At 30.8% G+C, this 26,202-nt stretch carries 22 protein-coding genes; 6 read left to right on the forward strand and 16 right to left on the reverse strand.

Features of this window, described 5'->3' with window-relative positions:
- Positions 1-192 precede the first annotated feature (192 nt).
- The 5 genes from fabF to AACZ53_RS03075 all read left to right on the forward strand — a co-directional run bounded on the left by fabF (position 193) and on the right by AACZ53_RS03075 (position 5,001).
- A complete protein-coding gene (fabF, locus tag AACZ53_RS03055) occupies positions 193-1,446 on the forward strand; it encodes a beta-ketoacyl-ACP synthase II (RefSeq protein WP_339834632.1) in 1,254 nt (417 codons plus the stop codon).
- An 8-nt stretch (positions 1,447-1,454) separates the two neighbouring features.
- Positions 1,455-2,195: a ribonuclease III gene (gene rnc, locus AACZ53_RS03060; RefSeq protein WP_339834635.1), complete on the forward strand. Its 741-nt coding sequence runs from the start codon at positions 1,455-1,457 to the stop codon at positions 2,193-2,195.
- A 113-nt stretch (positions 2,196-2,308) separates the two neighbouring features.
- Positions 2,309-2,776: an IPExxxVDY family protein gene (locus tag AACZ53_RS03065; RefSeq protein WP_339834636.1), complete on the forward strand. Its 468-nt coding sequence runs from the start codon at positions 2,309-2,311 to the stop codon at positions 2,774-2,776.
- A 2-nt stretch (positions 2,777-2,778) separates the two neighbouring features.
- Complete coding sequence (gene pyk, locus AACZ53_RS03070) at positions 2,779-4,209, forward strand: pyruvate kinase (RefSeq protein ID WP_339834637.1); 1,431 nt, start codon at positions 2,779-2,781, stop codon at positions 4,207-4,209.
- A gap of 33 nt (positions 4,210-4,242) precedes the next feature.
- Complete coding sequence (locus tag AACZ53_RS03075; protein ID WP_339834638.1) at positions 4,243-5,001, forward strand: Bax inhibitor-1/YccA family protein; 759 nt, start codon at positions 4,243-4,245, stop codon at positions 4,999-5,001.
- A 61-nt stretch (positions 5,002-5,062) separates the two neighbouring features.
- Here the strand turns inward: AACZ53_RS03075 and AACZ53_RS03080 are convergent, their stop codons facing one another.
- The 3 genes from AACZ53_RS03080 to AACZ53_RS03090 form a co-directional block, all read right to left on the reverse strand.
- Positions 5,063-5,578: a PAS domain-containing protein gene (locus tag AACZ53_RS03080; RefSeq protein WP_339834640.1), complete on the reverse strand. Its 516-nt coding sequence runs from the start codon at positions 5,576-5,578 to the stop codon at positions 5,063-5,065.
- Positions 5,579-5,659: 81 nt separating this feature from the next.
- Positions 5,660-6,757: a DNA polymerase IV gene (gene dinB / locus AACZ53_RS03085; protein WP_339834642.1), complete on the reverse strand. Its 1,098-nt coding sequence runs from the start codon at positions 6,755-6,757 to the stop codon at positions 5,660-5,662.
- A gap of 23 nt (positions 6,758-6,780) precedes the next feature.
- A complete protein-coding gene (locus AACZ53_RS03090; RefSeq protein WP_339834645.1) occupies positions 6,781-8,811 on the reverse strand; it encodes a recombinase in 2,031 nt (676 codons plus the stop codon).
- Between the two features lie 72 nt (positions 8,812-8,883).
- Here AACZ53_RS03090 and AACZ53_RS03095 point away from each other — a divergent pair, with 72 nt between their 5' ends.
- Positions 8,884-9,351 (forward strand): CYTH domain-containing protein, encoded by a 468-nt coding sequence (locus tag AACZ53_RS03095; RefSeq protein ID WP_339834647.1) that lies wholly within the window; start codon positions 8,884-8,886, stop codon positions 9,349-9,351.
- A 1-nt stretch (position 9,352) separates the two neighbouring features.
- Here AACZ53_RS03095 and AACZ53_RS03100 read toward each other — a convergent pair whose 3' ends face one another.
- The 13 genes from AACZ53_RS03100 to hppD all read right to left on the reverse strand — a co-directional run bounded on the left by AACZ53_RS03100 (position 9,353) and on the right by hppD (position 26,162).
- Positions 9,353-9,937 carry a TetR/AcrR family transcriptional regulator gene (locus AACZ53_RS03100; RefSeq protein ID WP_339834650.1) on the reverse strand — a complete coding sequence of 195 codons (585 nt, stop codon included), beginning with the start codon at positions 9,935-9,937 and terminating at the stop codon, positions 9,353-9,355.
- A 45-nt stretch (positions 9,938-9,982) separates the two neighbouring features.
- Positions 9,983-11,374 (reverse strand): TolC family protein, encoded by a 1,392-nt coding sequence (locus AACZ53_RS03105; protein ID WP_339834653.1) that lies wholly within the window; start codon positions 11,372-11,374, stop codon positions 9,983-9,985.
- A 9-nt stretch (positions 11,375-11,383) separates the two neighbouring features.
- A complete protein-coding gene (locus AACZ53_RS03110; RefSeq protein WP_339834656.1) occupies positions 11,384-14,530 on the reverse strand; it encodes an efflux RND transporter permease subunit in 3,147 nt (1,048 codons plus the stop codon).
- Between the two features lie 17 nt (positions 14,531-14,547).
- Positions 14,548-15,657 (reverse strand): efflux RND transporter periplasmic adaptor subunit, encoded by a 1,110-nt coding sequence (locus tag AACZ53_RS03115; RefSeq protein ID WP_339834658.1) that lies wholly within the window; start codon positions 15,655-15,657, stop codon positions 14,548-14,550.
- Positions 15,658-15,666: 9 nt separating this feature from the next.
- Entirely contained in the window at positions 15,667-16,155 is a 489-nt protein-coding gene (locus AACZ53_RS03120) for a hypothetical protein (RefSeq protein ID WP_339834661.1), read from the reverse strand.
- A gap of 109 nt (positions 16,156-16,264) precedes the next feature.
- Positions 16,265-16,729 carry a septal ring lytic transglycosylase RlpA family protein gene (locus AACZ53_RS03125; protein WP_339834664.1) on the reverse strand — a complete coding sequence of 155 codons (465 nt, stop codon included), beginning with the start codon at positions 16,727-16,729 and terminating at the stop codon, positions 16,265-16,267.
- A gap of 74 nt (positions 16,730-16,803) precedes the next feature.
- Positions 16,804-17,238 carry a hypothetical protein gene (locus tag AACZ53_RS03130; RefSeq protein ID WP_339834666.1) on the reverse strand — a complete coding sequence of 145 codons (435 nt, stop codon included), beginning with the start codon at positions 17,236-17,238 and terminating at the stop codon, positions 16,804-16,806.
- 108 nt (positions 17,239-17,346) lie between these two features.
- Entirely contained in the window at positions 17,347-20,031 is a 2,685-nt protein-coding gene (locus tag AACZ53_RS03135) for a carboxypeptidase-like regulatory domain-containing protein (RefSeq protein WP_339834669.1), read from the reverse strand.
- Positions 20,032-20,116: 85 nt separating this feature from the next.
- Positions 20,117-21,760, reverse strand: a complete 1,644-nt coding sequence (gene pgi, locus AACZ53_RS03140) for a glucose-6-phosphate isomerase (RefSeq protein ID WP_339834672.1) — start codon at positions 21,758-21,760, stop codon at positions 20,117-20,119.
- An 8-nt stretch (positions 21,761-21,768) separates the two neighbouring features.
- Positions 21,769-23,001 carry a peptidoglycan DD-metalloendopeptidase family protein gene (locus tag AACZ53_RS03145; protein WP_339834675.1) on the reverse strand — a complete coding sequence of 411 codons (1,233 nt, stop codon included), beginning with the start codon at positions 22,999-23,001 and terminating at the stop codon, positions 21,769-21,771.
- An 18-nt stretch (positions 23,002-23,019) separates the two neighbouring features.
- Positions 23,020-23,934: a tryptophan 2,3-dioxygenase family protein gene (locus AACZ53_RS03150; protein ID WP_339834678.1), complete on the reverse strand. Its 915-nt coding sequence runs from the start codon at positions 23,932-23,934 to the stop codon at positions 23,020-23,022.
- 5 nt (positions 23,935-23,939) lie between these two features.
- On the reverse strand, positions 23,940-24,710 hold the full coding sequence (locus AACZ53_RS03155) for a DUF3108 domain-containing protein (RefSeq protein ID WP_339834681.1): 771 nt from the start codon (positions 24,708-24,710) through the stop codon (positions 23,940-23,942).
- Positions 24,711-25,001: 291 nt separating this feature from the next.
- Positions 25,002-26,162: a 4-hydroxyphenylpyruvate dioxygenase gene (gene hppD / locus AACZ53_RS03160; RefSeq protein WP_339834684.1), complete on the reverse strand. Its 1,161-nt coding sequence runs from the start codon at positions 26,160-26,162 to the stop codon at positions 25,002-25,004.
- Between the last annotated feature and the right edge of the window lie 40 nt (positions 26,163-26,202).

A 26,202-nucleotide genomic window follows, 5' to 3' on the forward strand; every position in this document is an offset into this window, starting at 1 on the left:
AAAGTTTTTTCATTGTGGATGCTATTATTTTAGCATTTGCTAGTTAATTTAAATCATTAATTGATTTTATCGGTTTGAAAACATTGATTGTATTACAATCATTACAATAAAAACTATGTAATACCCATTGTTTCTTTTAGTTTAGTATTAAAAGCACTTTGGGTTTTTTTATATAAACCAAAAATTTTATATATGCAATTAAAGCGTGTAGTAGTTACTGGATTAGGAGCATTGACTCCCATTGGAAATAACATTCAAGAATATTGGGATGCACTTATTAGTGGTAAAAGTGGTGCTGCACCTATTACTTATTACGATACAGAAAAGCACAAAACAAAGTTTGCTTGTGAAATTAAAAACTTCAATATTGAAGACTTTATGGATCGCAAAGAAGCTCGTAGAATGGATAAATTTGCACAATATGCTGTTGCAGCAAGTGAAGAGGCCATAAATGATGCTGGAATTACTTCTGACAATGTAAACAAACAAAGGGTTGGAGTTATTTGGGGTGCAGGTATTGGAGGATTACAAACTTTTCAAGATGAAGTAATGAGTTATGCAGCTGGTGATGGAACGCCACGCTTTAACCCTTTCTTTATTCCAAAAATGATTGCTGATATTGCTCCCGCACATATTTCTATGCGAAATGGTTTTATGGGACCAAATTACACAACTGTTTCTGCTTGTGCCTCTTCGGCAAATGCAATTATTGATGCATTTAACTACATTCGTTTAGGAATGTGTGATGTAATTATAACGGGTGGTTCTGAAGCAGCTGTAACTATAGCTGGAATGGGTGGATTTAACTCAATGCAAGCTTTATCAACAAGAAATGAAAGTCCAGAAACAGCTTCAAGACCTTTTGATGCTACAAGAGATGGATTTGTGCTTGGAGAAGGTGCTGGTGCATTAGTTTTAGAAGAATATGAACATGCAAAAGCACGTGGTGCAAAAATATATTGTGAAGTTGGTGGCGGTGGAATGTCATCAGACGCTTATCATTTAACAGCTCCACATCCTGAAGGAATTGGGGTTATTGCTGTTATGGAAAACACTTTACGCGATGCGGGTATGAAACCAGAGCAAGTTGATCACATCAATACGCATGGAACTTCTACTCCGTTAGGTGATGTCGCTGAACTAAAAGCAATTAAAGCTGTTTTTGGTGATCATGCTAAAAACATCAATATTAATTCAACAAAATCTATGACAGGTCACTTATTAGGAGCTGCAGGTGGGATTGAAGCTATTGCCTCGATCTTAGCAATGAATCATGGAATTGTTCCTCCTACAATTAATCATACAGTTGTAGATGAAAGAATTGATCCAGAATTAAATCTTACTTTAAACAAAGCGCAAAAAAGAGAAATCAAAGTTGCCATGAGTAATACTTTTGGTTTTGGTGGTCACAATGCATGTGTATTATTTAAAAAACTAGAAGACTAATTTTATCCATGAATTTCATAAAAAAAATAGTATCAAAATCCCGTTCTCAAGAAGACGGGATTTTTTTTGAAAAAATAAGCAAAATCCTAGGTTTTAAACCTGTTACATTAAAATATTACAAAAAAGCCTTTACCCATCGTTCTACAAATATTATAGATGCAAATGGAAATCCGTTTAACTATGAACGTTTAGAATTTCTTGGTGATGCCATTTTAGGCAGTGTTATTTCCGCGTTTTTATATAAAACTGCTCCAACTGGAGATGAAGGGTATTTAACAAAAACGCGTTCAAAAATAGTTAGTAGAGAACATTTGAATGAATTGGGTAGAGATTTTAATTTAATTCAATTTGTTGAGAGTAAAGTTGCCCCTACAAATTTTGGCGAAAACATACATGGTAATTTGTTTGAAGCATTTATTGGTGCAATTTATTTAGACAAAGGTTTTGATACATGTGAAAAATTTATCGAGAAAAAAATCATCAAACCTTATGTGGATTTAGATAAGTTAGAAGGAAAAATTACTAGTTATAAAAGTTTATTAATTGAATGGTGTCAAAAAGAAAAAAAAGTATTTCATTTTGATTTTATTGAAGACAATGGTGTTGAAGGGCAAAAGTTTTTTAGTGTCAAATTATTCATTGACAACAAAGTAGTTGCAAGAGCAAGAGCTACCTCAAAGAAAAAAGCAGAAGAAAAAGCGTCTCAAAGAGCTTATTTTGCATTACAGGAAAAAATCACAGGAAAATAAATGAATTTAGCAATTAGCTATATCGTTTTCGTTAAAAAAATAACAATTTCTTATTTATTTTAACGTCTAATTAACTTTATTATACTGTATATTTACACTTTATTTATGTGTAAATGGCAGTTTTTAAATTACAATTAGAAGATTTTTCAACTACTGAATATGAATTAATTGCAATTCATACTACTATTGAAGTTACCAAACTTGCCTTTTTATTGAATAAAAATCTAAGCACAAGATTTCATTTTTTTGATTCAATTGATAAGACCGAAAAAAAAATGAAAGGATCATTTGATCGTTTTATATTTTTTGATACTGAAAACGAAACTTCTTGGAATTTAATAGAAAATAAAACAATTATTAAAGTAAAAAACAATTCTAATTCTTTATTCGAAAATTATGAGCAATATATGTTTATGGTTCCTGAATATAAAAAAGTAGATTTTATACTAAAAGTAGATACTGAAGATAATTTTTTAAAAATTGATGAAATAAATCATACTATTTCGAAAATAGACTCAATTTCAATGTCTTATACAATAGACAAAAATAAAATAAAAACAAAAAGTAATTTAATTTTTTAACCATGCCAACGAACAAAAAGACTAAAATAGTTGCTACTTTGGGACCAGCTACAAGCACTAAAGAAGTGCTAAAAGACATGATAGAAGCAGGAGTAAATGTGTTTAGAATAAATTTTTCTCACGCAGATTATACTGATGTTAGTGAACGTATTGCAATGATTCGAGAATTAAACAAAGAACACGGATATACAACTTCTATTTTGGCCGATTTACAAGGACCAAAATTAAGAGTTGGTGTTATGAAAGAAGATGTTGTTGTTGCAACAGGAGATAAAATCACATTTACAACTGCTGAAGACATTTTAGGAACAGCTTCTAAAGTGTACATGAATTATAAAGAATTCCCAAAAGATGTAAATGTAGGTGAGCGTATATTATTAGACGACGGAAAGTTAATTTTTGAAGTATTAAAAACAGACAAAAAAACAGAAGTTGAAGCAGTAGTTATTCAAGGTGGTCCTTTGAAATCTAAAAAAGGAGTTAACCTTCCTAATACAAAGGTTTCTTTACCAGCTTTAACCAAAAAGGATATTAAAGATGCCATTTTTGCTATTGAAAACAAAGTAGATTGGATGGCCTTATCTTTTGTAAGAACACCAGAAGATTTGATGTTATTACAAGATTTAATTTCAAAACATTCTGACCATAAAATTCCAATTATAGCAAAAATTGAAAAACCAGAAGCTGTAGAAAATATTGATAAGATTGTTGCTTATTGTGATGGTTTAATGGTAGCTCGTGGTGATTTAGGTGTTGAAATTCCTGCTCATGAAGTTCCTTTAATTCAAAAGCAATTAATTCATAGAGCAAAAACTGCTCGTATTCCAGTAATTGTTGCTACTCAAATGATGGAAACAATGATTACTAGCTTAACACCAACACGTGCAGAAGTTAATGACGTTGCCAATTCTGTTATGGATGGTGCAGATGCTGTAATGCTTTCTGGCGAAACTTCTGTTGGTAGTTATCCTGTTCAAGTTATTCAAACAATGACAAATATTATTGAAGCTGTTGAAGATTCTCCACTTATTCAAGTACCTTTAAATGCTCCTCATGTAAGAACTAAGCGTTTTATCACTAAATCTATCTGTTATCATGCAGCTGTTATGGCTAATGATATTGATGCAAAAGTAATTTCAACTTTAACAAATAGTGGTTATACGGCTTTTCAAATTTCTGCATGGAGACCAAAATCACAAATTTTAGTATTTACATCTAATGAACGTATTTTAACACAATTGAATTTACTTTGGGGTGTTAAAGCTTTCTTTTATGACAAATTCCTAAGCACTGATGATACTGTAGAAGACATTAACAAAATTGCTCAAGAAAAAGGATACGTTAAAAAAGGTGATATGTTGGTCAATCTAGCTGCAATGCCAATTGCCAATAAAGGAATGGTTAATACACTTCGTGTTTCTGAAATTGAATAATTTTTATATATTTGATTCATAAAATAAAAAAATATGGAATTTAAATCTAGTAATCCGTTTTTGAAAGAAAATAAATTTAAAAACACTAGTAGAACAAATGATGATGCTATTGCAGTTCATCAAGAAACAATGACAGTTAGCGGAACAATCAATAAGAGTTTTACTATGTTATTTATGTTATTATCAACTGCTCTTGTAAGTTGGTGGTTAGTTGGAAATGGCTACAACCCAATGATTTTTACAATTGGTGGTGGAATTGTCGGACTAATATTAGTTTTGATCGCTTCCTTTAAACCAACAACCTCTCCATACACAGCTCCTGCTTATGCTTTATTTGAAGGATTATTTATTGGTGGATTATCTGCTGTTTTTGAAGCAATGTATCCAGGATTAGCAATTCAAGCCGTTAGTGCTACGTTTATAACTTTCTTGGTTTGTTTTGGTTTGTACAAATACAATATTGTAAAAGTTACTGAAACTTTTAAATCTGTTGTTATTGGTGCTACTATGGCAATTTTCGCATTCTATTTAATTTCATGGATTGCTTCGATGTTTATGACTTTTCAACCAATTCATCAAGGAAACTCATTAATGAGTATTGGAATTAGTGTTTTTGTAATTGTAGTTGCGGCTCTAAATTTATTTTTAGATTTCGATATGATTGAAAAAGGATCACAGTCCAAAGCACCTAAATACATGGAATGGTTTGCTTCAATGGGATTAATGATTACATTAGTTTGGTTGTATGTTGAATTTTTAAGGTTATTCGCAAAACTTTCAAGTCGAGATTAACAAATTATTATAGACATAAAAAAAGGCATTCAATTGAATGCCTTTTTTTATGCGTTTTGTTTTAAGCTGCAATTTTTTCAAATGCGATAAAGTTTATTAATTTTCCTTTTCGGTTAAAAACAGGATGCCCTTGAATGTGACATTTATAAATGGAACCATCTTTGCGGTAATTTAAAACTACTTTGTCAAACGGTTTTTGATTTTGAATGGCTAATCTTATTTCGTTTGAAACAGCAGTATCTGTGTCTTTTCCTTGAAACATTCTTGGAGTCTTACCTATTACTTCATTAGGGTTATAACCATTCATTTTATTGATATTTTCTGAAGCAAAAACTATTTTTAATTTTGAATCTGTTACTACTATTACCGTTTCATTTTGCAACATATAATTAAAATCCCAAGTAGTTTCCCAATTGTTTTTGGTTTCTAATTTATTTAATACTGAATTATCTAAAATAGTTACTTGATTATTAGAAAAATTTTGTGAGAAGAAATCCCAAGAGACTAAGGGCAATGTCTTGATTTCTAGCTCTGAATAATATTTTGCTGCTGCGTTATCGTATGTTAAAAATTCCATGATTATAATAAATTTGGAATAAAATTAGTATAAATATTGGATTAACAAAAAACAAATAAGAACTTTAACTCTTGTTAAACCTTATTTGAAATCAAATTGCAACTGCACTGATACACTTTTTGGAATATCTTTTGCTTTCTTTTCTTCATTATTAAGGTTATTGACAGAAATTCCAAGTAATCTAACAGAATTCTTTAATCTTTCTTGATATAATAATCCTTTGGCAACATCGAATAATAAATGTTTATCACTTATGTAATAAGGTAAGGTTTTACTTCTAGTTTGAAGTGAGAAATCAGAATATTTGATTTTTAAAGTTAATGTTTTTCCTGATATTTTACTTTTCTGTAATCGTTTTTCTAATTCCTTGGCAATATTTAACAAACGCTCTTCCATATAAATTTCAGAAGAAAGGTTCTCGTTAAAAGTTCTCTCGGCACCAAATGACTTAACAGTTCTGTTAGGTTTTACAGCAGTATTATGAATTCCTCTTGAAATATTGTAATAATATTGTGCACTATTTTTAAAATGTTTTTCTAAATATTCAAGTGGTTTTTGTTTTAAATCATAACCCGTAAAAATTCCTAATTGATAAAATTTTTCGGCAGTGACTTTACCAATTCCATAGAATTTTTTAATGTCTAAAACTTCTAAAAATGATTCCACTTCATCTGGATTTACTGTTTTTTGACCGTTGGGTTTGTTATAATCAGACGCGATTTTGGCTACAAATTTATTCACTGAAATTCCTGCTGAAGCTGTTAGTCCAACTTCATCAAAAATTCGTTGTCTAATTTCTTGAGCAATTAATGAAGCACTTGGGTTGTCTTTTTTATTTACAGTTACATCTAAATAAGCTTCATCAAGTGAAAGTGGCTCAACTAAATCAGAATAATCGAAGAAAATTTTTCTAATTTTTTTGGAGATTTCTTTATAGCGATCAAATCTAGGTGGCACGAAAATTAATTCAGGACAGTTTCTTTTCGCTTGAATGCCACTCATAGCGCTTCTTACTCCAAATTTTCTAGCTTCATAACTTGCAGCACTAACTACTCCTCTATTTTCACTTCCACCAACGGCTAATGGTTTTCCTTGAAGTTCAGGAAAGTCCATTTGTTCTACCGATGCATAAAAGGCATCCATATCCACGTGAATAATTTTTCGTTGAGGAATTGACATTAGTTAGGCTTTCTGTAAAATTATTAAATTACTTTGTCTTTTAATGGAAAAAAGAAGTTTAAAGGTGCTTTTTTAAAGTAATTGAATATCGATTTATTTAGCAAATGTAATTCGGACAAAGGAATATCTCTTGAACGCAATGCCAAAAACATAGAAAGTGTGAAACTAACAATAAAATTGATGAAACCAATCAATGCAATTCCAATAATAGTCCAAAATAAAGCCCAAAAATCAATAGAAAAATGATTTCCGTATAAGCCTAAAGCAAAGTTTCCACTAGCAAATGTGATGTGGCGAATGTCTAGGTTTAGCCCAAAGAAAATTCCTAATGAACCTGTGCTTCCTAGTAACACACCAAACCACATATTTGAAATTACGCCAGCCCAATTATCATTAACCCAATTGGATATATTTTTTGTTTTTTGAATCCCAAAAGTTTGTTTTAGAAAAGGATTTTCCTGAATTCGGTAAGCTACTTGATAATGTTTATTTCTGTTTGAAATGTTTCCAGAAATTATTCCAGACAAGAACAAGTAAATTCCAGCAATTACCGCATGAATAATCGCTAAGGAATGAATTGGACTTAAATCAGTTATTAATTTTTCTGCTTTTGATTCAGCTAAATTTGTTCCTAATAAAAAATCTAAGAACCAAATTAAGAATAAAGAAATTGGAAAAGCAAAAAGAACATTTCCCACAAAAGCAATAAACTGAGTTCTAAAAATACGAGCAAATAATCTAGCAAATAGGTTGTGTTTATCCTTTGCTTGGTTTTTATTTTTCATTCCTTCATCAAGAGTTTGAGCAATAGTTGCAGCAGTCATTGCTGGTTGCTTCGTTGCTAATGTAAAACCCAATAAAAAAATCAAAATAAATCCAAAGGCATAATTAAAACTATACAAAAAAGCATGTCCAAAAGCTGAAGTCTCTACTTTTGAAAATAATAATTTAAACAAACACAAAAAACCAACAATAAAACCACCACCTATTGCTTTGTAGAAGATGGTAAAATATTCTTTATAACCATCTGTAATATATTTTTGTCCTGATTTTGCTGTGTGTTGTGTTATTTCATAAGAAATTAATTGGGTACTTTCTAAAAGTAGTTTTCTAATGTTGTTCCTATAGCAATTGTATCGAATAAGTTTCAATAAGACTAGTGTGCTATTTCGTACTTTATCTTCATCTGTTTCTACAACGATTAGTGGCAACAATTCTTTAATTCTAATTAATTGTTGCCTAATCCGAAGTAAACTTTGATTAACGGTTAGTGAAATTCCGTATTTAGAGCTGTTTAAAAAGGCTTTATCTACAAAGTCATTACATTGTTTATGTAGTAGCAAAAGTTGCTTATAAACCAATTCAGATGAGTTTATGTAATGATAATTATTGGTTCTAATACTATTTTCCAAATGATTTAACTCCTTTTCAAAACCTAAAAAAGGACTTTCAAAATTAGAATATTCTGGCACCATTTTAATTACATCATTTTCTAAAGCTCTACCACTCATTCTTTGAGCTAGAATTTGCATGGCTAAAACAATTTCAGAGAAAGGAGTTTCTTCTTTTATATTGCCATAAATATCTTTAAACCCTAATAATTCATACATGACAACAATTTGATCATAAGGAATTTTATTTATCCAAATTGGATCAGTACTCAAATAAAAAACTTGATTTAACACAAATTGAAGTGTTCCTTTTTCGGGCTGAAAAGGTAAAAATTTTTCAAATATTCTCTTTTTAATTTCGCTTAAAAAGTGATTATCATTTAGAATTCCAGAATCTGTTAAAAGCCTAGAAAACTTATTTTTGTTTATTATAGTTTTAAAGTAATTTCTAAAGAGAACAATATGATTTGGATTGGCTTGAAGAAATTCAATAAATTCACCCAATGAAATTTGTTTAACTTCTTGTGGTTTTTTTGGTCTAAAAACGTGAATTAAATCAACAAGAAATAATAATTTCTCATCAGCATAAACGTCCTTATTGAAATGATTTTCAAAGAGTTCCTTAATAGATTTATCTTGTTGAAACTGATGCCTTACATTCATAAATTGAATGAATTAGTTGTATTAAAAAATCATTTCTTAAATTAGTCGAAATTATAAAATAAAACAATACCAATGATAGAAATCGAACGCAAATTTTTAGTCAATTCTGATGTCTTTTTAAAACAATTTAAAACACAAAACAGAATAGTTCAAGGTTATTTGTCTTCAGTTCCAGAAAGGACAGTTAGGGTTCGCATCAAAGGAAAAAAAGGCTATTTAACTATCAAAGGAAAAAGCAACGAAAGTGGTTTGAGCAGAATGGAATGGGAAAAAGAAATTGATGTAAAAGAAGCTGAAAGCTTATTACAAATATGTGAAAGTGGTGTAATTGACAAAATTCGTTATGATATTGAAATTGGCAAGCATACTTTTGAAGTGGATATTTTTGATGGCGAAAACAAAGGACTTACTATTGCCGAAATAGAATTGCAATCAGAAAATGAATCTTTTGAAAAACCAGATTGGCTTGGTAAGGAAGTTACTGGTGATGAAAGATATTATAATGCTTATTTGAGTAAAAATCCTTTTATGAATTGGTAACTTATTTTACTTGAGCTAAATATAAATAGTCTTTAGAGAGAATTCCTCTTAACCTTCTTATAATAAAATATTCCAATATTTCTTCTTTTGAATATTTATCAAAAAAGAAGTTTTTCCAAATTCTTTCATCAAATTCTTTAAAATTAACTGCGCAAAACAACACTAAATTTATAGTTGATTCTATTTGATTTTGACTCTTTGCTTCCATTAATAAAGGAAGCACAATGTTATTTATTAAATCACTTCTATTGTTAGAATACTTAGACATCACTTTGTTGTGATACTTTCTTAAACTAACTATAAAAACAGGTTCAACTGTAATTATAATGGCGATAGCTCTTTCATAAATAAGTATTGTTTTTTGAATTGGGTTTTTAGTAGTTTTTAAAATATCATTTACATCATTTAAGTAATCTTTCCACAACAAGTCAACTGCATCATTGATAAGAGCTTCTTTATTTTCGAACATATCATAGAGCGTTTTCTTTGACAATCCAAATTCATGAGCAATATCATCCATTGTAATTACTTTACTACCATTTTTAAGAAAATGATTTAATGCTTTTTGAATTATTTCTTCTTTCATTTCTATTTAAATAAAAAATCCTGCAAAAGCAGGATTTTTTTTGAATTAATTACCACCACCTAAAGCTTTATAAAGCGTAATTACCGCATTAAGCTGTTTATATTTATTGTCTATATAACTGATTTCTGTATTTAAAGCGTTGTCTTTTGCTGTTAATACTTCTAAATAATTTACCATTCCATATTGTAATAATTCATCTGAATAATCAGCAGCTGTTTTTAAAGCTTCAACTTGTTTTTTTCTGATCACAAGTTTATTCGTTTCATTTTCATAATTTGCTAATGCATCTGAAACTTCTTTTCCAGCAACTAATAACGATTTTTCAAATTGCAAATAAGCTTTTTGTTGATTGGCTTGAGCCACTTCTAACCTTGTTTTATTTTGTCTTTGATTAAAAATTGGTTGTGTTAATCCTGTAATAATACTTGCAAAAAGTGACTTTGTACTAAACCAATCTTTCAACTCTAAAGCTTGTAAACCTCCTGTTGCATTTAAAGTTAAAGAAGGATAAAAAGAACTTCTAGCTACATTTGTTAATTCAAAAGTATTTCTAAAATTTAATTCAGCAGCTACAACATCTGGTCTTTTACTTAATAAAAAAGCAGGCAAACCTGTTTTAATTTCTGCATCTATCTTTTGATTTTCAAACAAACTTCTCTCAACTGAATTTGGCGCTTTTCCTAACAATTGATTAAATGTATTTTCTAAAACTTTGACATTATATTTTAGATCTTCTAGTATAATTTGAGCGGCATATTTTTGTGCTTCTGTTTGTTTTACCGCAACTTCATTAACATTCCCTGCTTCTTTTAAGGCTTTGATAACTTCAACGCTAGTATTTCTATTTTCTAAAGTAGCTGTAACCACATTAATTTGAGCATCTAAAGCCAATAATTGGTAATATACAGAAGCCACATTTGCTACCAATTCGGTTTGAACCGCTTGACGAGCCACAGCTGATTCTAAAAACTTAGCGGCTGTTGCTCTTTTATTACTTCTAATTTTTCCCCAAATATCTGCTTCCCAAGATAATTTTGCAGATAATTCGTATTGGTCAACACTGCTAAATAAACGTCCAAACTGACTGTTCTGAGAAATTTCTTGATGTGTCCAAGTAGCATTTCCGTTTACAGTTGGGAAATAACCTGCTTTACCTTGTTTCATAGTAGCTTCAGCAGCTGCCATATTTTGCAAGGCAATTTTCATATCCAAGTTATTTTGAATAGCTTCTTTGATGTGGTTTTGAAGTAATATATCTGTGAACATTTTATCCCAAGACATTTTAGCTAATGATGCACTATCAGCGACTTGTTCTGTTCGGTACAAATTATCTGTTTTTACTTCTGGCTTTTCATAGTCTTTAGCTACAAAACATGATTGTACTACAAACATGGTAAAAACTAAAAGACTTCCTTTGATTATATGTTGTTTTTTCATGATGTGTGCTTATAAATTTTCAGTTTCTCCTTTAGTTGTTTCGATAGTTTTGCTACTCACTCTTTCTTGTAAGCCTTGGAAAATGATAAATAAAACCGGAATTACAAAAACTCCTAATATGGTTCCTATCAACATTCCACCAATTGCACCAGTTCCAATGGCTTTATTTCCTACTGCTCCTGCTCCTCTAGCTAACATTAAAGGCATTAATCCAAAAATAAAGGCAAATGAAGTCATTAAAATAGGGCGTAAACGTGCTGTTGCTCCTTGCAATGCAGCTTGTTGAATACTCCAGCCTTTTCGTCGTGCATCAGCCGCATATTCAACAATAAGGATGGCATTCTTGGCTAATAAACCAATAAGCATAATTAAAGTAATTTGTAGGTAGATATTATTACTTACATTAAAGAAATAGGCAAAAATGTAAGCTCCTGCTAAACCAATAGGTAAGGATAATAAAACAGCGAAAGGCAACATATAACTTTCATATTGAGCAGCTAATAAGAAATAAACAAATATTAAACACAATAAGAAAACATAAAGCGTTTGTCCACCTGCACTAATTTCTTCACGGGTTAAACCTGAGAATTCATAACCATAACCAATTGGCAAACTTTCACTAGCTACTTCTTGTACTGCTGCAATTGCATCACCAGTACTAAATCCGTCATTAGGAGCACCCGTAATTTTAATAGATGTAAATAAATTAAAACGTTCAATAGCTTGTGGCCCAAATACTTTCTCTAAAGTCACAAATTGAGAAATTGGTGCCATTTGTCCTTTATTGTTCCTAACCATTACACTATTTAGAGATTCTGGATCCGTTCTAAATTTTGGATCAGACTGATAGATAACTCGGTATTGTTTTCCGAATTTATTAAAGTTAGAAGCATATACTCCTCCATAATAACCTTGCATAGTTCCTAAAACGTCCGAGACTGATAAGCCCGAATTTTTAATGGCTGCTACATTCAGATTAATAAGATATTGAGGATAATTAGGAGAAAATGAAGTGGCCGCGTATTTAACTTCTGGACGACTGTTTAAAGCTGCAAGAAATTTATTGTTAACCGCACTTAGTTCCTCAATTGTTCCTCCCTTTTGATCTTGCAACTGAAATTCAAATCCATTTGTAAAACCAAACCCTACTAATGTTGGACGAGCAAAGAATAATACTTTTGCGTCTTTAACAGCTGCAGCACGTTTAAACAGATCTCCAACAACCGCAGTAATCTCTTGATTTGCGTCAGGACGATCTGCCCAGGATTTTAATTTTACGATTACCATTCCGTAATTACTTCCTGTTCCACTAATTAAACTTCTTCCAGAAATTCGCAGTACTTCTTTAATTTCAGGAATATCCTTAACTTTATTTTCTATTTGTAATAGTACTTCTTCCGTTCTTTCAAGTGAAGTTCCTGGAGGAAGCGACACATCAGATAAAATTGCACCAGTATCTTCACCAGGCACAAATGCTTTTGGTGTGATATTTAATAGTAAGACAAATATTCCAGCGAAAACGGCTATTCCTAAAAAGGCAACCCATTTTCGTTTGATAAAAAACTGTACCGATTTTCGGTATTTAATTGTTGTTGCTTCAAAAGCAATATTAAATGTTGAATAAAAACGCTGTAAGAATCCTTTTTTCTTTTCTTCCTCATTGTGAGGTTTTAAGAAAATGGCACATAAAGCAGGTGAGAGTGTAAGGGCATTAATTGCAGATAACACAATTGCAACGGCTAAAGTTAATCCAAATTGTTTATAGAAAACTCCCGCAGAACCACTAATAAATGATACTGGTATAAAAACTGCAGACATAACTAGAGTGATCGAAATAATAGCACTACTAATATCATTCATCGCACTATGAGCTGCCTTTTTAGGGTCTTTTTCTCCTGCTTCCATTTTGGCATGAACGGCTTCCACTACTACAATAGCATCATCCACCACGATTCCGACGGCAAGTACCAATGCAAATAATGTTAGTAAATTAATAGTAAAGCCAAACAAACTCAAGAAAAAGAATGTTCCAATAATAGCTACTGGTACCGATATAGCTGGAATAAGTGTCGATCTCCAATCTTGTAAGAAAACAAAAACTACTAAGAATACCAATAAAAAAGCTTCAATTAATGTATGAATAACTTTAGTTATAGATTCCTCTAAGAAATCATTTGCATTAATTAAGGTTGTATATTTTACTCCTTTTGGAAAACTAACTGAAGAATCATCTAATACTTTTAAAGAACCTTCAATAACTTCTTGTGCATTTGAACCTGCCGTTTGAGCAATAGCAATAGCAACTGATTTGTTACCATTTGTATTTGCGCTCCCTGCATAACTAACTGCACCAAGTTCAATTCTTGCTACATCTTTTAACAAAAGCACTTCTCCACTTTCAGTAGATTTAACAACAATTTGTTCAAATTCTTCTGTACTTTGTAAACGACCTTTGTACTTTAAAGCATATTGAAAAGATTGATCACCACTTTCCCCTAATTGTCCTGGTGCTGCTTCAATATTTTGTTCTGCTAACAATGTTGATACATCTGAAGGAATAAGTCCATAAGCAGCCATTACATCGGGTTTCAACCAAATACGCATGGAGTAATCTCTTTGTCCAAAGATTACTGCATCACCAACTCCTGGTACACGCTTAATTTTTGGTAAAATATTAATGTTCGCGTAATTTTGAAGAAATGTATCATCATACTCAGGGTTTTCACTATACAAAGAAACAATTAAGATGTTGTCACTTTGTCTTTTGGATGTTGTTACACCTGCTTTAGTTACCTCTTGAGGCAATAAAGGTGTAGCACGAGAGACTCTATTTTGAACATTAACAGCCGCTAAATCTGGATTTGTCCCTAACTTAAAATAAATATTAATAGATGCTGAACCATCATTATTTGAAGTAGAAGTCATGTAACTCATGTCTTCCACACCATTAATCTGTTCTTCTAATGGAATTACAACTGAATTCATTACAACTCCAGCACTTGCACCTTGATAACTAGCAGATACTGTTACTGTTGGAGGAGCTATTTCTGGATATTGTGAGACTGGAAGCGAGATTAACCCTAAAACCCCCAATATAACGATGATAATAGAAATCACCGTTGACAATACTGGTCTGTCAATAAATTTTGAAAACATAGTTTGTTAGTTTTTAATTATTTTTTTGGGTTGTCTAATTCTTTTAAGTCTATTACTTCTGGTTTTATTTGTGTTCCTTCAGTAATAATTCCAACTCCTTCTACAAGAAACTTATCGTTTGTATTTAAACCTTTATCAACAACAAAAAATTTACCTCCTGGAACTGCTCGAACTTCAATTGAGACAAATTTTACTTTGTTTTCCTTGTCAACAATTAGGGCAATTCGTTTATCTTGTAATTCTATGGTTGCATTTTGAGGAATTAAAATTACATCTTTCAAGCCAGTAGGAATTTGAATAATTCCACTTCCACCTGAACGCAATAATCTGTTTGGATTTGGAAAACTTGCTCTCACATTGAAAGAACCTGTTTGAGTGTTTGCTTGGCCGCTAAAAGTTTCAATTTTTCCTAATTCTTCATATACTGTACCATTAATTAAAACTAATTTGACTGCAGGCATTTTTTCGATTTTATCTTGAAACGTTTTCCCTTCTGCGTTTATCATAATGTCTAATTGTTGTTTTTCATTAACTGAAAAGTACGCGAAAACTTGGCTTATATCTGAAATCCTTGTTAAAGGCTCTACTGTTTGACTGCTTACATAACTTCCAATTCTAAGAGGCAAAGTACCTACAATTCCGTTTACTGGACTTGTTATTGTAGCATAGTTTATACGTGCAACAATACTTTGATAAGTGCTTTTTGCACTAGATAGATTAGCCTTAGCTGTTGCTAACTGAACATCGCTGATTATTTTGCGATCAACAAGAGGTTTTAACCTACTAACCTCAACTTGAGCAGCATCTACTTTTGCTTTTGCAGCTGCAGCATCTTGAGTTGCTGTTTGTGTTTCTAACTTAAAGAGTATTTGCCCTTTTTTTACTACTTGACCTTCATCAACGTAAATTTTTTCAATATAACCATCTAATTTTGGTCGAATATCAATATCTGTTACACCTTCAAGTTTTGTTGGATATTCTGCTAACAAAGTGGTGCTGTCTTTTGACACTTGAACAACTTTATAAGGCATTGGAGCACTTTCTTTTTTCTCATCTTGTTTGTTATTACAAGAGAGCAAACTAATTGTTAGTAGTAAGCTACTTAAAAAAAATATTTTCTTTTTCATGGTGAAATTTTATTTACTTTGTTGGTTTTGGATTTCTATTTCTTTAAATTTATTTATCGAATTATTTAACAACTCTTCAACTTTTAAAATATGTTCTTTATAAGCGTAACTATTTTGAAGGTTTACATTTTCTTGTGTACAAGAAATATTTTTTTCTCTATAATTAATAAGCCTTTCAATTAATATTTTTTCACTATCAACTAACTTTAAATAGTTTTTTAATCGTTGGCTTAAAGGAGCAGCTTTAAAATATTTTTTTCTATCTCCAGAAATAGTGAAATAGTTAATTAGGTTCATTTTTTGTAATAAGTTCAAATTTGTAGATATTGAACTCTTACTTGCTTTTAGTTTACAAACTAATTCTTCAAAAGTCAAACCTGATTTACAGCCATCAATTATTAAAAACCCTAAAATTCTAGCTGCAAGTGGTGCTATATTGTATTGATGTTCGAAATGAATACCAAACATTTCTATTAATTCTTGTTTTTCTTCTTGCATTGTAAAAATATTTCTGCAAAGATAATTTTGGTTCGTAAACTACAGAACTAACCGAACATAAATTTTTGTTAAACTTTAGAGCAAAAAAAAAAATCAGCTTTCGCTGATTTTAATCTTTTATAATTTCGATATTAACTTGTATGTGTCCACCATATCTATCTGGAGCTATTTGCATAAAAGCTTTTTTTGACAGATCTATATGCCTCCCTTTTACAAAAGGACCTCTATCGGTAACTGTTACAATTACAGACTTTCCTGTTTTTATTGAAGTTACCTTTAACCTAGTCCCAAATGGAAGTGTCTTGTGTGCGCAAGTAAGTTTGTTATTGTCAAAAATTGCTCCACTTGCCGTTTTTCTTCCTGTAAATCTATCCGCATAATAGGATGCATGAGCATTTTCTTTATGCATTACAACTGCAAAATCTATTGTATCAACTACAATTGTATCAATAACTTTAATTGTATCGTAGGGATAAACTCTTTTATTTAATTTAATAAACTTATTGGTTGAATTAGTCAAGCTAAACAAGGCAATAAACGATACAAAAACCCCAATTAATATATTATTTTTCATAACAAAAATTTTAAGCAACCATTAAAATGAAGCTTGTTATGTAGGTTAAGATTCTTGTAGGAGCTATTCAATAACTATGCCATCCAACTAGACCAAGGTAATCTTGATAAAATTAAAATTAGTCCTAAAGTATAAAAAAGAGCTATTTTTTTAAATTTTCCGTTTTGACTTTCTTGTTTTTTATGTTTTGACCAACCTATTGTAATTAAAGCTATTGCGATAATATTAATTAGTGGATGCTCTAACATAGTCAATCTTAGTTCAGGGTTTTTCATTGCTCCTTCAATTGCGAAAGCTTTAAATCCTTTTTCAGAAACAAAGTAAAGAATCAATCCAATCAATAGTTGTATGTGGCAAAATATTAAGGCAAAAAGTGATAATCTTAAGTCTTTTGTAGCAAATAACTTTTTGTTTGATAAACCATAAATTGCATTGATAACCGCTAGTAATAATACTGCTAAAGCTATGTAAGCTAAAGTAGAATGTAATGATTGAAGAGTTTGATACATAATTAGTTTGTTTTAAAGGTTAAAACAAATATAGTAAAAAAATAAAACCCTTTTAACATTTCTGTCAAAAGGGTTTTTATTGTAATTAAAAAGTATCTAAAAAAAAGATTAGAAATTATATTTGATAGAAACATTCCAAGTTCTTCCTAAACCAAAGAAAGCACTGTTTTTAACATTAATTCCTTTGTATGAAGGATCTGTGTCATTAGCTGGAAAAATACCGTTAACGTTTCCAGAAGAAAAAGATTGAGTAATTTCAGATAAATATACTTCGTTAAAAACATTATTCATGTTGATTCTAAAATCAATTGAATTTTTGTTGTTTTCTCCTACTAACATTCTATAAGAGATACCTGCATCCACTAAATCATAACTAGGTAATTCAATATTTTCTTTATTAGCAGCAACATTTGCATATAAATTATCATAGTTTCTCCAATCTGCATCTATAGAAAAGTTTTTAACTATTTTATATTTAGCTCCTAATCCCCATGTTGTTTGAGCAGCATCTCCTACTTTACCTCCATCAATATCAGTATTAGTCTGATCTAAAAGAGTTTGATTTTCATCAAATTTTCTTTGAACAGCGTTTCCTTTGTATTCCCAATTTCCTAAAGAAGCAAAACCTTTAATATCTAAAGATTCTAATGGTCTAAACACAAAATCAAGTTCTACACCCGAATGAAGTTGCTCATCATTTTGACTAGATGTATACACTAAATCTCCTGCATTTAAATTTGTTGTTCCTATTGTTGCAGGAGCAGATAATACTCCAGAAGTAGAAGTTACTCTATTTTTCCAAGAAGTTCTGTATAAATTTAAATTAGCACTAAAATATTTAGATTTAAATCCGTAACCTGCTTCAAAACCAAGTACATCTTCATTTGAAGTTAAAGGGTTTAGTGCATTTGTGTAGTTTAAATAAATATTATCGTGGTAAGGTTGACGAGAATACAAACCAGCATTAGCGTAAAATGAATGTTGTTCAGCAACAACATAACTTGCACCACCTTTTACATTATAACCAACATTATTTACTTTTTTAGAATCTGTGAATTCTGGTAAATAATCATAATAATCAAATCTTTGGTGTGATTGATTAGAAAGAGAACCTTGAAAGAATGCAGAAAAATTATCTTTAGCATATTCTAATTGCCCAAATAATCCACCATAAGAAATAGTTTCACTATAGTCATAATCTATTTTTTGATTATCTGCTGCAGTATTGAAAAATGAAGCCCAAGGGTTAGTTGTAAATCCTTCATTAACAGTATTAGAAGCGACAGTTGAAGTTGGTAAATCAGTATTATCTCTTAATTTTCTAGTTTCATACCAACCGTTTAATCCCAAATAATTACTTACTTGTCTGTAATGATCTCCGTTATAAGTTCTTAAATCAATCCCTAAGTTTAAAGATAAATTCTCTGTAAGTTCTTTTTTCAAATTAGTAACCATACCATACCAAGCGTGATTATTCATAGAAGAACGAACTACATAGTTTTTTGGTGTATTTGAAAAACTTCCTATTCCACCCGGTGCCGTTTGGTTATTAGCATAAATAGCGTCAAAATCAATGTTACCTGTTGAAGTTCTTACGCTACTTCCGTAACCACCTGTTCCTCCTCCACGTCCCCATGAAGCATATAATACTGTAGACAAAGATGTTTTATCATTAATATCAAAATCCCAGTTTAGATTGGCAACTGGTTTGTGATAAAAGTTTCTTCTTTCCGTTTTATAAACACCATTTAATGTCCCCCAATTGTTATTATATCTTCTTCCATATTTTAAATATGTACTTATTGCTTTTGTGAAATTTTGATCGTGGTATTGAGGCGCACCAGTTAATAAGAAATTAAAACTATGCTTCGCATTTGCTTTATATCCAAAAGAGATGAAATAATTTTGACCTTCTCCTTTTGTCCCGTCATTATAACCATCACCTTGCCAATGAGACAACATCACACTTGCTCCAAAACCATTTTTCATAATTCCAGTATTATAACCTACTGTAGATTTGAAATAATCGTTATTTGCAACTCCAAAAGAGGTAAAACCACCTTCTTTTTTATCAGTTGCTTTTGTTACAAAGTTAACTGTTCCTCCTACTGAAGAAATTGCTAATTTTGAAGAACCTAATCCTCTTTGAATTTGTATAACATTTGCAATGTCAGCCATACCTGACCAGTTTGACCAATACATCTTACCATCTTCCATTCCATTAATTGGTTGTCCATTTAATAAGAATGCTGTGTTATCTTGTTGAAAACCACGAACAGTAATTCTAGAATCTCCATAACCTCCTGATTGTCCTGCAACATAAACTGAAGGAGTGTTAACAAGAAGTTGAGTTACATCGGCAGTTCCAATTTTTGCTTGAATTTCTGCAGTTTTAATAGTTGAAACAGCGATTGGTGTTTTTCTATCGGCCGCTAAGTCAATAATACCTTTACCAACTAAAACTATTTCAGTTAATTGATTAGCATCTGGGTTTAATTGAATACTTCCTAAATCAATTGATTTTGAAGTAGCATTGAAAGAAACTGATTTAGTTTCAAAACCTAAGAAAGAAACCACTATAGTTCCTGTAGTTTCTGTAATTGTTAATTCAAACTTTCCGTCTAAATCTGTTGTTGTACCAACTTGTGTGCCTTTAACAAATACATTAGCTCCTGCTAATGATTCATTAAATTCACCATCCATAATAACTCCTGTAATTTTTGTTTGAGCGAATAACGAAGATGCCGTAAGCATTGTTATCAAAACTAGACAAACATTAGTAAAATTTTTCATTAAGATTGTTTTTAAATATTTTTACAAAAATAAATTCAAAAATCAACTCTAATGTTAACAAAAGATTAACAATTCAAGCAAACTATTAATTATGCTTTATGAAAGAATTTAACAAGTTTTTTGTTGAGCTATCATGTGTTTTGATCAATTTAGTATTAATTTCCTCTAAAATTGAATTAGCTAATTGCTTGCCTAATTCAACTCCCCATTGATCGTAACTAAAAATATTCCAAATAATCCCTTGTACAAATATTTTGTGCTCGTATAAGGCAATTAATGAGCCTAAAGATTCAGGTGTAAGTTTATCTATTAACAATGTATTAGTAGGCTTATCTCCTCTAAACACTTTAAATGGTACTAAAAATTCTACTTTTTCTTCAGAAATTCCTTGTTTAACAAATTCTGCTTTTACTTGACTTTCCGATTTACCCATTAATAAAGCTTCTGTTTGGGCAAAAAAGTTTGACATTAATTTATCGTGATGGTCTTTATTTACGTAAAGAGATTCTTTATAACCAATAAAATCGGTTGGAATTAATTTTGTTCCTTGGTGTATTAATTGAAAAAAAGCGTGTTGCGAATTTGTACCTGGTTCTCCCCAAATAATTGTACCTGTTTGATAGTTTACAGGATTTCCATCTCTACCTATACTTTTACCGTTACTTTCCATAATTCCTTGTTGCAAGTATGGCGCTAGTTTTTGTAAATATTGAGTATAAGGAATTATAGCTTCTGTTTCCGCACCAAAAAAGTTATTATACCAAATACTAATTAGGCCTAAAACAACAGGAATATTGTTTTCAAAAGAAGTTTCTTTAAAATGTGAATCCATTTTATTAGCTCCTTTTAGTAAAGCATTAAAATTATCGAAGCCAACGGCTAAACTTATTGACAAACCAACAGCTGACCAAAGTGAAAATCTTCCTCCAACCCAATCCCACATAGGGAAAATGTTTTCTGGATTTATTCCAAAACCGGTTACTTTTTCTACGTTAGTTGAAACTGCCACAAAATGTTTGGCTACATCTTCTTGTCTTGCAGATTTTAAAAACCATTCTCTAATTGTTTCTGCATTAGAAAGTGTTTCTTGTGTGGTAAATGTTTTGGAAACTATTACAAATAAAGTTGTTTCTGGATTTAATTTTTTGATGATTTCGTTAACATGATCACCATCTACATTAGAAACAAAATGTATATTTAAGTCATTGCTATAATACTGAAGGGCTTCAACAACCATTGCTGGACCAAGATCTGAACCACCAATTCCTATATTTACTATATCTGTAAAGGCTTTGTTTGTAAATCCTTTTTTGTTTCCTGAAATTACTTCATTTGAAAAAACTTGAATTTTCTCTTTAACTTGAAAAATTTCTGGTATTACATTTTTTCCATCTACAAAAATCTCATCATTTTCATTCGCTCTTAAGGCAGTATGAAGCACAGCTCTATCTTCTGTTTGATTTATGTTTTCTCCTGAAAAATAAGAGATTATAGCTTGCTTTAAACCTGTTTCATTCGCTAATTCAAGTAACAAATCAATTGTTTTTTTATTGATGTTGTTTTTTGAATAATCGACTAAAAAGTCTTCCCATTGAATATGAAATTTTTCTGCTCTTTGAGAGTCATTAGCAAACATTTCTTTAATAGAATTGGTTTGCATATCATAAAAATGATCACGAAGTTTTTGCCAAGCTTCAGTTGTTGATGGGTTGATGTTTTGTAAAGACATATTTTTTGTTATTCTTTAAATTTTAAGGCTGTAGCGCTATCTAATTCTTTTTTTAACGGGGCAATTTTTGCTAAATATTTTGCCTTATGGGCTTTATCCATTGGCTCAGCATTTGGCAGATTTAGTCTTAATGGATCAACTTGCACACCATTTTTCCAAAAACGATAACAAACATGTGGTCCAGTTGCTAAACCAGTGCTACCTACTTTTCCAATCACTTGCCCTTGTGAAACTCGTTGTCCGTTTTTAACTAGAATTTTAGACATGTGAAGGTATTGCGTTGAATAAGTTGGAGTATGTCTAACTTTTACATAATTTCCATTTCCTGCTGTGTAACCAGTTCTTTCAACCACCCCAGAAGCTGTTGTTTTAATTGGCGTTCCGTGTGGTGCTGCATAATCTGTTCCGTTATGTGCTTTCCATCTTTGTTGCACAGGATGAAAACGTCTACCAGAAAATTTTGAAGAAATTCTAAAGAAATCTAAAGGCGCTTTTAGGAACATATTTTTAAGTCCCTTTCCTTCTTCATCATAATAATCCGGATATTTTTGACTATCTGTCATTCTATATGGAAAAGCATAGATTTTTTTTCCTTTATATTCGAAATATGAAGCTTCAACATCCAGAACACCATCATAAATTGAGTCTTCAATAAAACGTTCGTTAATAGTTATTGCAAACTTATCTCCTTTCTGAATTTTAAAGAAATCTATAGAATATTCAAATATCTTAGCCAAATTGGAAGCAACTCCAGCACTGACACCTTCTTTACTTAAAGTTTCTGACAATGATCCTTCAATTTCGGCAGCAATCGTTCTTCTCTTAATAGTTGATGGTCTAACTTTTTCTTGAACAACTTCTGTTGAATCTCTAAAATCTACAACCAAATAGCTAGTTCTATTTTTTACATAAACAAAATATTCTAAATTTTTGTTATTTTTTTTGTCTAAAAAAAGGTAGTAAGGCTTTCCGGCTTTTATTGAACGAAGGTTAAATGAATCTCGAATTTTTTCTGTTACTTGAAAAGTAGAATTGTTATTTAGTTCATAACCATCTAAAATTGTACTGAAAGTGTCACCAGATTTTAAGGTGTCTATTTTTACCTTGTAATCGTTAAAAATGATACCAAAATCTTTGATAATTGGTTCTGGTTTTTCAATCGTTTTTTTTACTTGTTGGGTTTCTTCTTTTTTACAAGAAAATAATGTTAAAGTTAAAAGTATATATAGTAAGTATTTCAAATCTTTTGTGTTATCAGGTTATTCACCCCAAGTTGCTAATTCATCTTCAGTCCATAATTCTGGGAAAAATATCCTTCGTTGGTATTTTGGATGCATGTATTTTTGCCAATTACTACCACCAGTTGCTTCACCACCACCAATATATTTTTTAGCAGCATTTAGATGCCCCATAACCCAAGTAATATTGACCGTTTTATCTAAATGACGCATTGCTTTAATTAACTCTGGATTTTTTTGATCGTTTACTGGTAATTGTTTAAATTTTTGCCAAATATTGATTGTGTTGTATTCTTCCATGTGACGAAGAAATTCAGCTTTATATTTGCGTTCAAATTCTAAAATAAGAAATGATTTTTTACCAGTAGCGTGATCTTTTCCAGCTGCTTGCCAATATAAATGTTCAAAAGCGTGTTCAAATGGGGTATTTCTATCAATTGTAGCTCTAAATCTATGATCAATAAGGTTTATTAAATCTGTTGAAGCAAATTCAATTAATCGATACTGTGCACTTTGAAAACCACTTGCTGGAGTTAAAGTGTTTCTGAATTTCATATATTGATCTACTTCCATTCCATCACCCATAATATCAAATGATGTGGTAAGCATATCAAAATAACGCGAAATTCGCATTAATCTTTCCGTAAAGAAATCGGTTTGAGGTTTTTCAGTATGACATAATTGGTGCATTTCCCAAAGTATCATTTTAAACAATAACTCATTTACCTGATGGTACATAATGAAAACCATTTCATCAGGCAAAGTTGTTCTTTGAGTTTGAAGATTTAAAAGTGCATCTGTTTGAATATAATCCCAATAAGTTATTGGTTTTGCCCAAAGAAGACCTTCTAAATGCGTTTCTGTTTTTTGATCTATTTTTTGAAACTTTTCATCTAAAAGTTGAATTTTTTTTTCAATTTCTGGATTTATTTCCATTTATGTTATTTTTTGACTTTAAACGTATGTTTTAGTCCTTTATATTCGTTAAGATCAGCTTTTATTGAACCCACAGCTAAACTAGCTTTAATTCGAACAGGAATTTTGTTTTCATCGTCTGAAACCCAGATAGTTAAACTTTCCTCTTCTTTAAAAACTCTACCTGCTTGAACTAAAGGTCTAAACACCATACAAGAAACTTCTCCAAATTTAGTACTTATATCTTCTTTTCCAATATATTTTAGCTTAAACTTTGTTGTTTCATCGTCGAAAAACATATCTATTGAGATTGACTCACCTTCTTTAAGTTTGTCAATATCTTGATGATTTCTTAAATAATAAAATGAAGAAACAATATCTTGCACATTTTCTGGAACTTTAAATGTTTTTTCTGTGTTATTTTTATAGTCTTTTATAAAAACTGAATTGTTGTTTTGATTAAAAAATCCTTCTTGGTATTTTTTATATCCACCTTCATCAATTTTTCTTAAAAACTGGTACGGTTTACCTGTTTCTTTATCAAAAAAACTTTGATAATCATCACTTACTTTAAAGAAAGCTTTTGTAAGTCCGGTTGTATAACCTTTCCCGACTACATGATGCACTTTTTTATTATTTCTGGTAGCTTCTTTAATTTCTAAAGTCGCATAACCTGCTGTAACTAATCCGTAATGAATCCTTAGCTTAAAATATTCACCCGTTGTAAAAGAGTCTTCTTTTTGAGTAAATGAATTTGTAAATATGAATACAAGGGTTAATAAAATAAATTTTTTCATGACATTTTGTTTTTCTTTTAGATAGAAAATGCAATTTCTGTACCAAACTTACAAAACAAAAAAACGCAGTCCAAAAAAGTACTGCGTTTTTATGCTATTAACCAACCAAAAAACTATAAATTATGAAAACTTATATAAAAATTAAGAGAAAACCACTTCCCTCATTTTTGCGAGTGCAAAGGTAAGTGTTTTTTGAATTATCTCTAATCTTTTTTCAACTTTAACACATTCTATTAAACTTTCATTATAGATATTGGTTTTTTTTTGATAATGTGAAAAAATAACGTGTTTTTATAGTGTTCCTCTCAATGCTTGTTCTCTCTCAATTGACTCAAAAAGCGCTTTAAAGTTCCCTGCACCAAATCCTTTTGCACCCATTCGTTGAATTATTTCAAAGAATAAAGTTGGTCTATCTTCAATTGGTTTTGTAAAAATTTGCAACAAATAGCCTTCTTCATCTGCATCAATCATTATTCCAAGACTCATCAACTTATCGATATCTTCTTGAAGTTTATGATTGTGTTTCTCCAAACGTAATGGAACATCATCATAATAAGCTTGAGGTGGTGTGCTCAAAAACTCAATTCCTCTCGAACGCATATCAGCAACAGTTGTCAAAATATCATCGGTAGCAACTGCAATATGCTGAACTCCTGAACCCTCGTAAAAATCTAAATATTCTTCAATTTGTGATTTTTTCTTTCCTTCAGCTGGTTCGTTGATTGGAAATTTGATTCTACCATTACCATTAGACATTACCTTAGACATTAAAGCTGAATACTCTGTAGTAATTTGTTTGTCATCAAATGAAAGGAAATTTACAAATCCCATAACATCTTCATACCATTTTACCCATGTATTCATTTCGTTCCATCCTACATTTCCAACCATATGGTCAATATATTTTAGACCCGTTGGTTTTGGATTATAATCTGATTCCCATTTTTTGTAACCTGGTAAAAATTCACCCTTATAGTTTTTGCGTTCTACAAACATATGAACCGTTTCTCCATAAGTATAAATTCCGGCACGAACTACTTCACCATTTTCGTCTTTTTCAACGGTTGGTTCCATATATGATTTTGCACCTCTTTTCATGGTTTCTTCATAAGCTGAACGAGCATCTTCTACCCAAAGGGCAACAATTTTAACACCATCACCATGTTTTTTTACGTGTTCTCCAATTAAGGAGTCACTTTTTAACGCAGTGGTTAAAACTAAACGGATTTTGTCTTGTTTTAACACGTATGAAGCTCTATCTCTAACACCAGTTTCTAATCCCGCGTAAGCATGTGATTGAAATCCAAAAGCTGTTTTGTAGAAATGGGCTGCTTGTTTTGCATTACCTACATAAAACTCTACATAATCTGTTCCCATTAAAGGAAGGAAATCTTGTGCTCCTTCAAATATTTTTTCTAAACCGTAGTTTACTGATTTTACTTCTTTACTCATTATTTTAGTATTAAGATGAAAGCATTAAATATTAAGACTA

The sequence above is a fragment of the uncultured Flavobacterium sp. genome (assembly GCF_963975005.1).
Lineage (GTDB): Bacteria > Bacteroidota > Bacteroidia > Flavobacteriales > Flavobacteriaceae > Flavobacterium.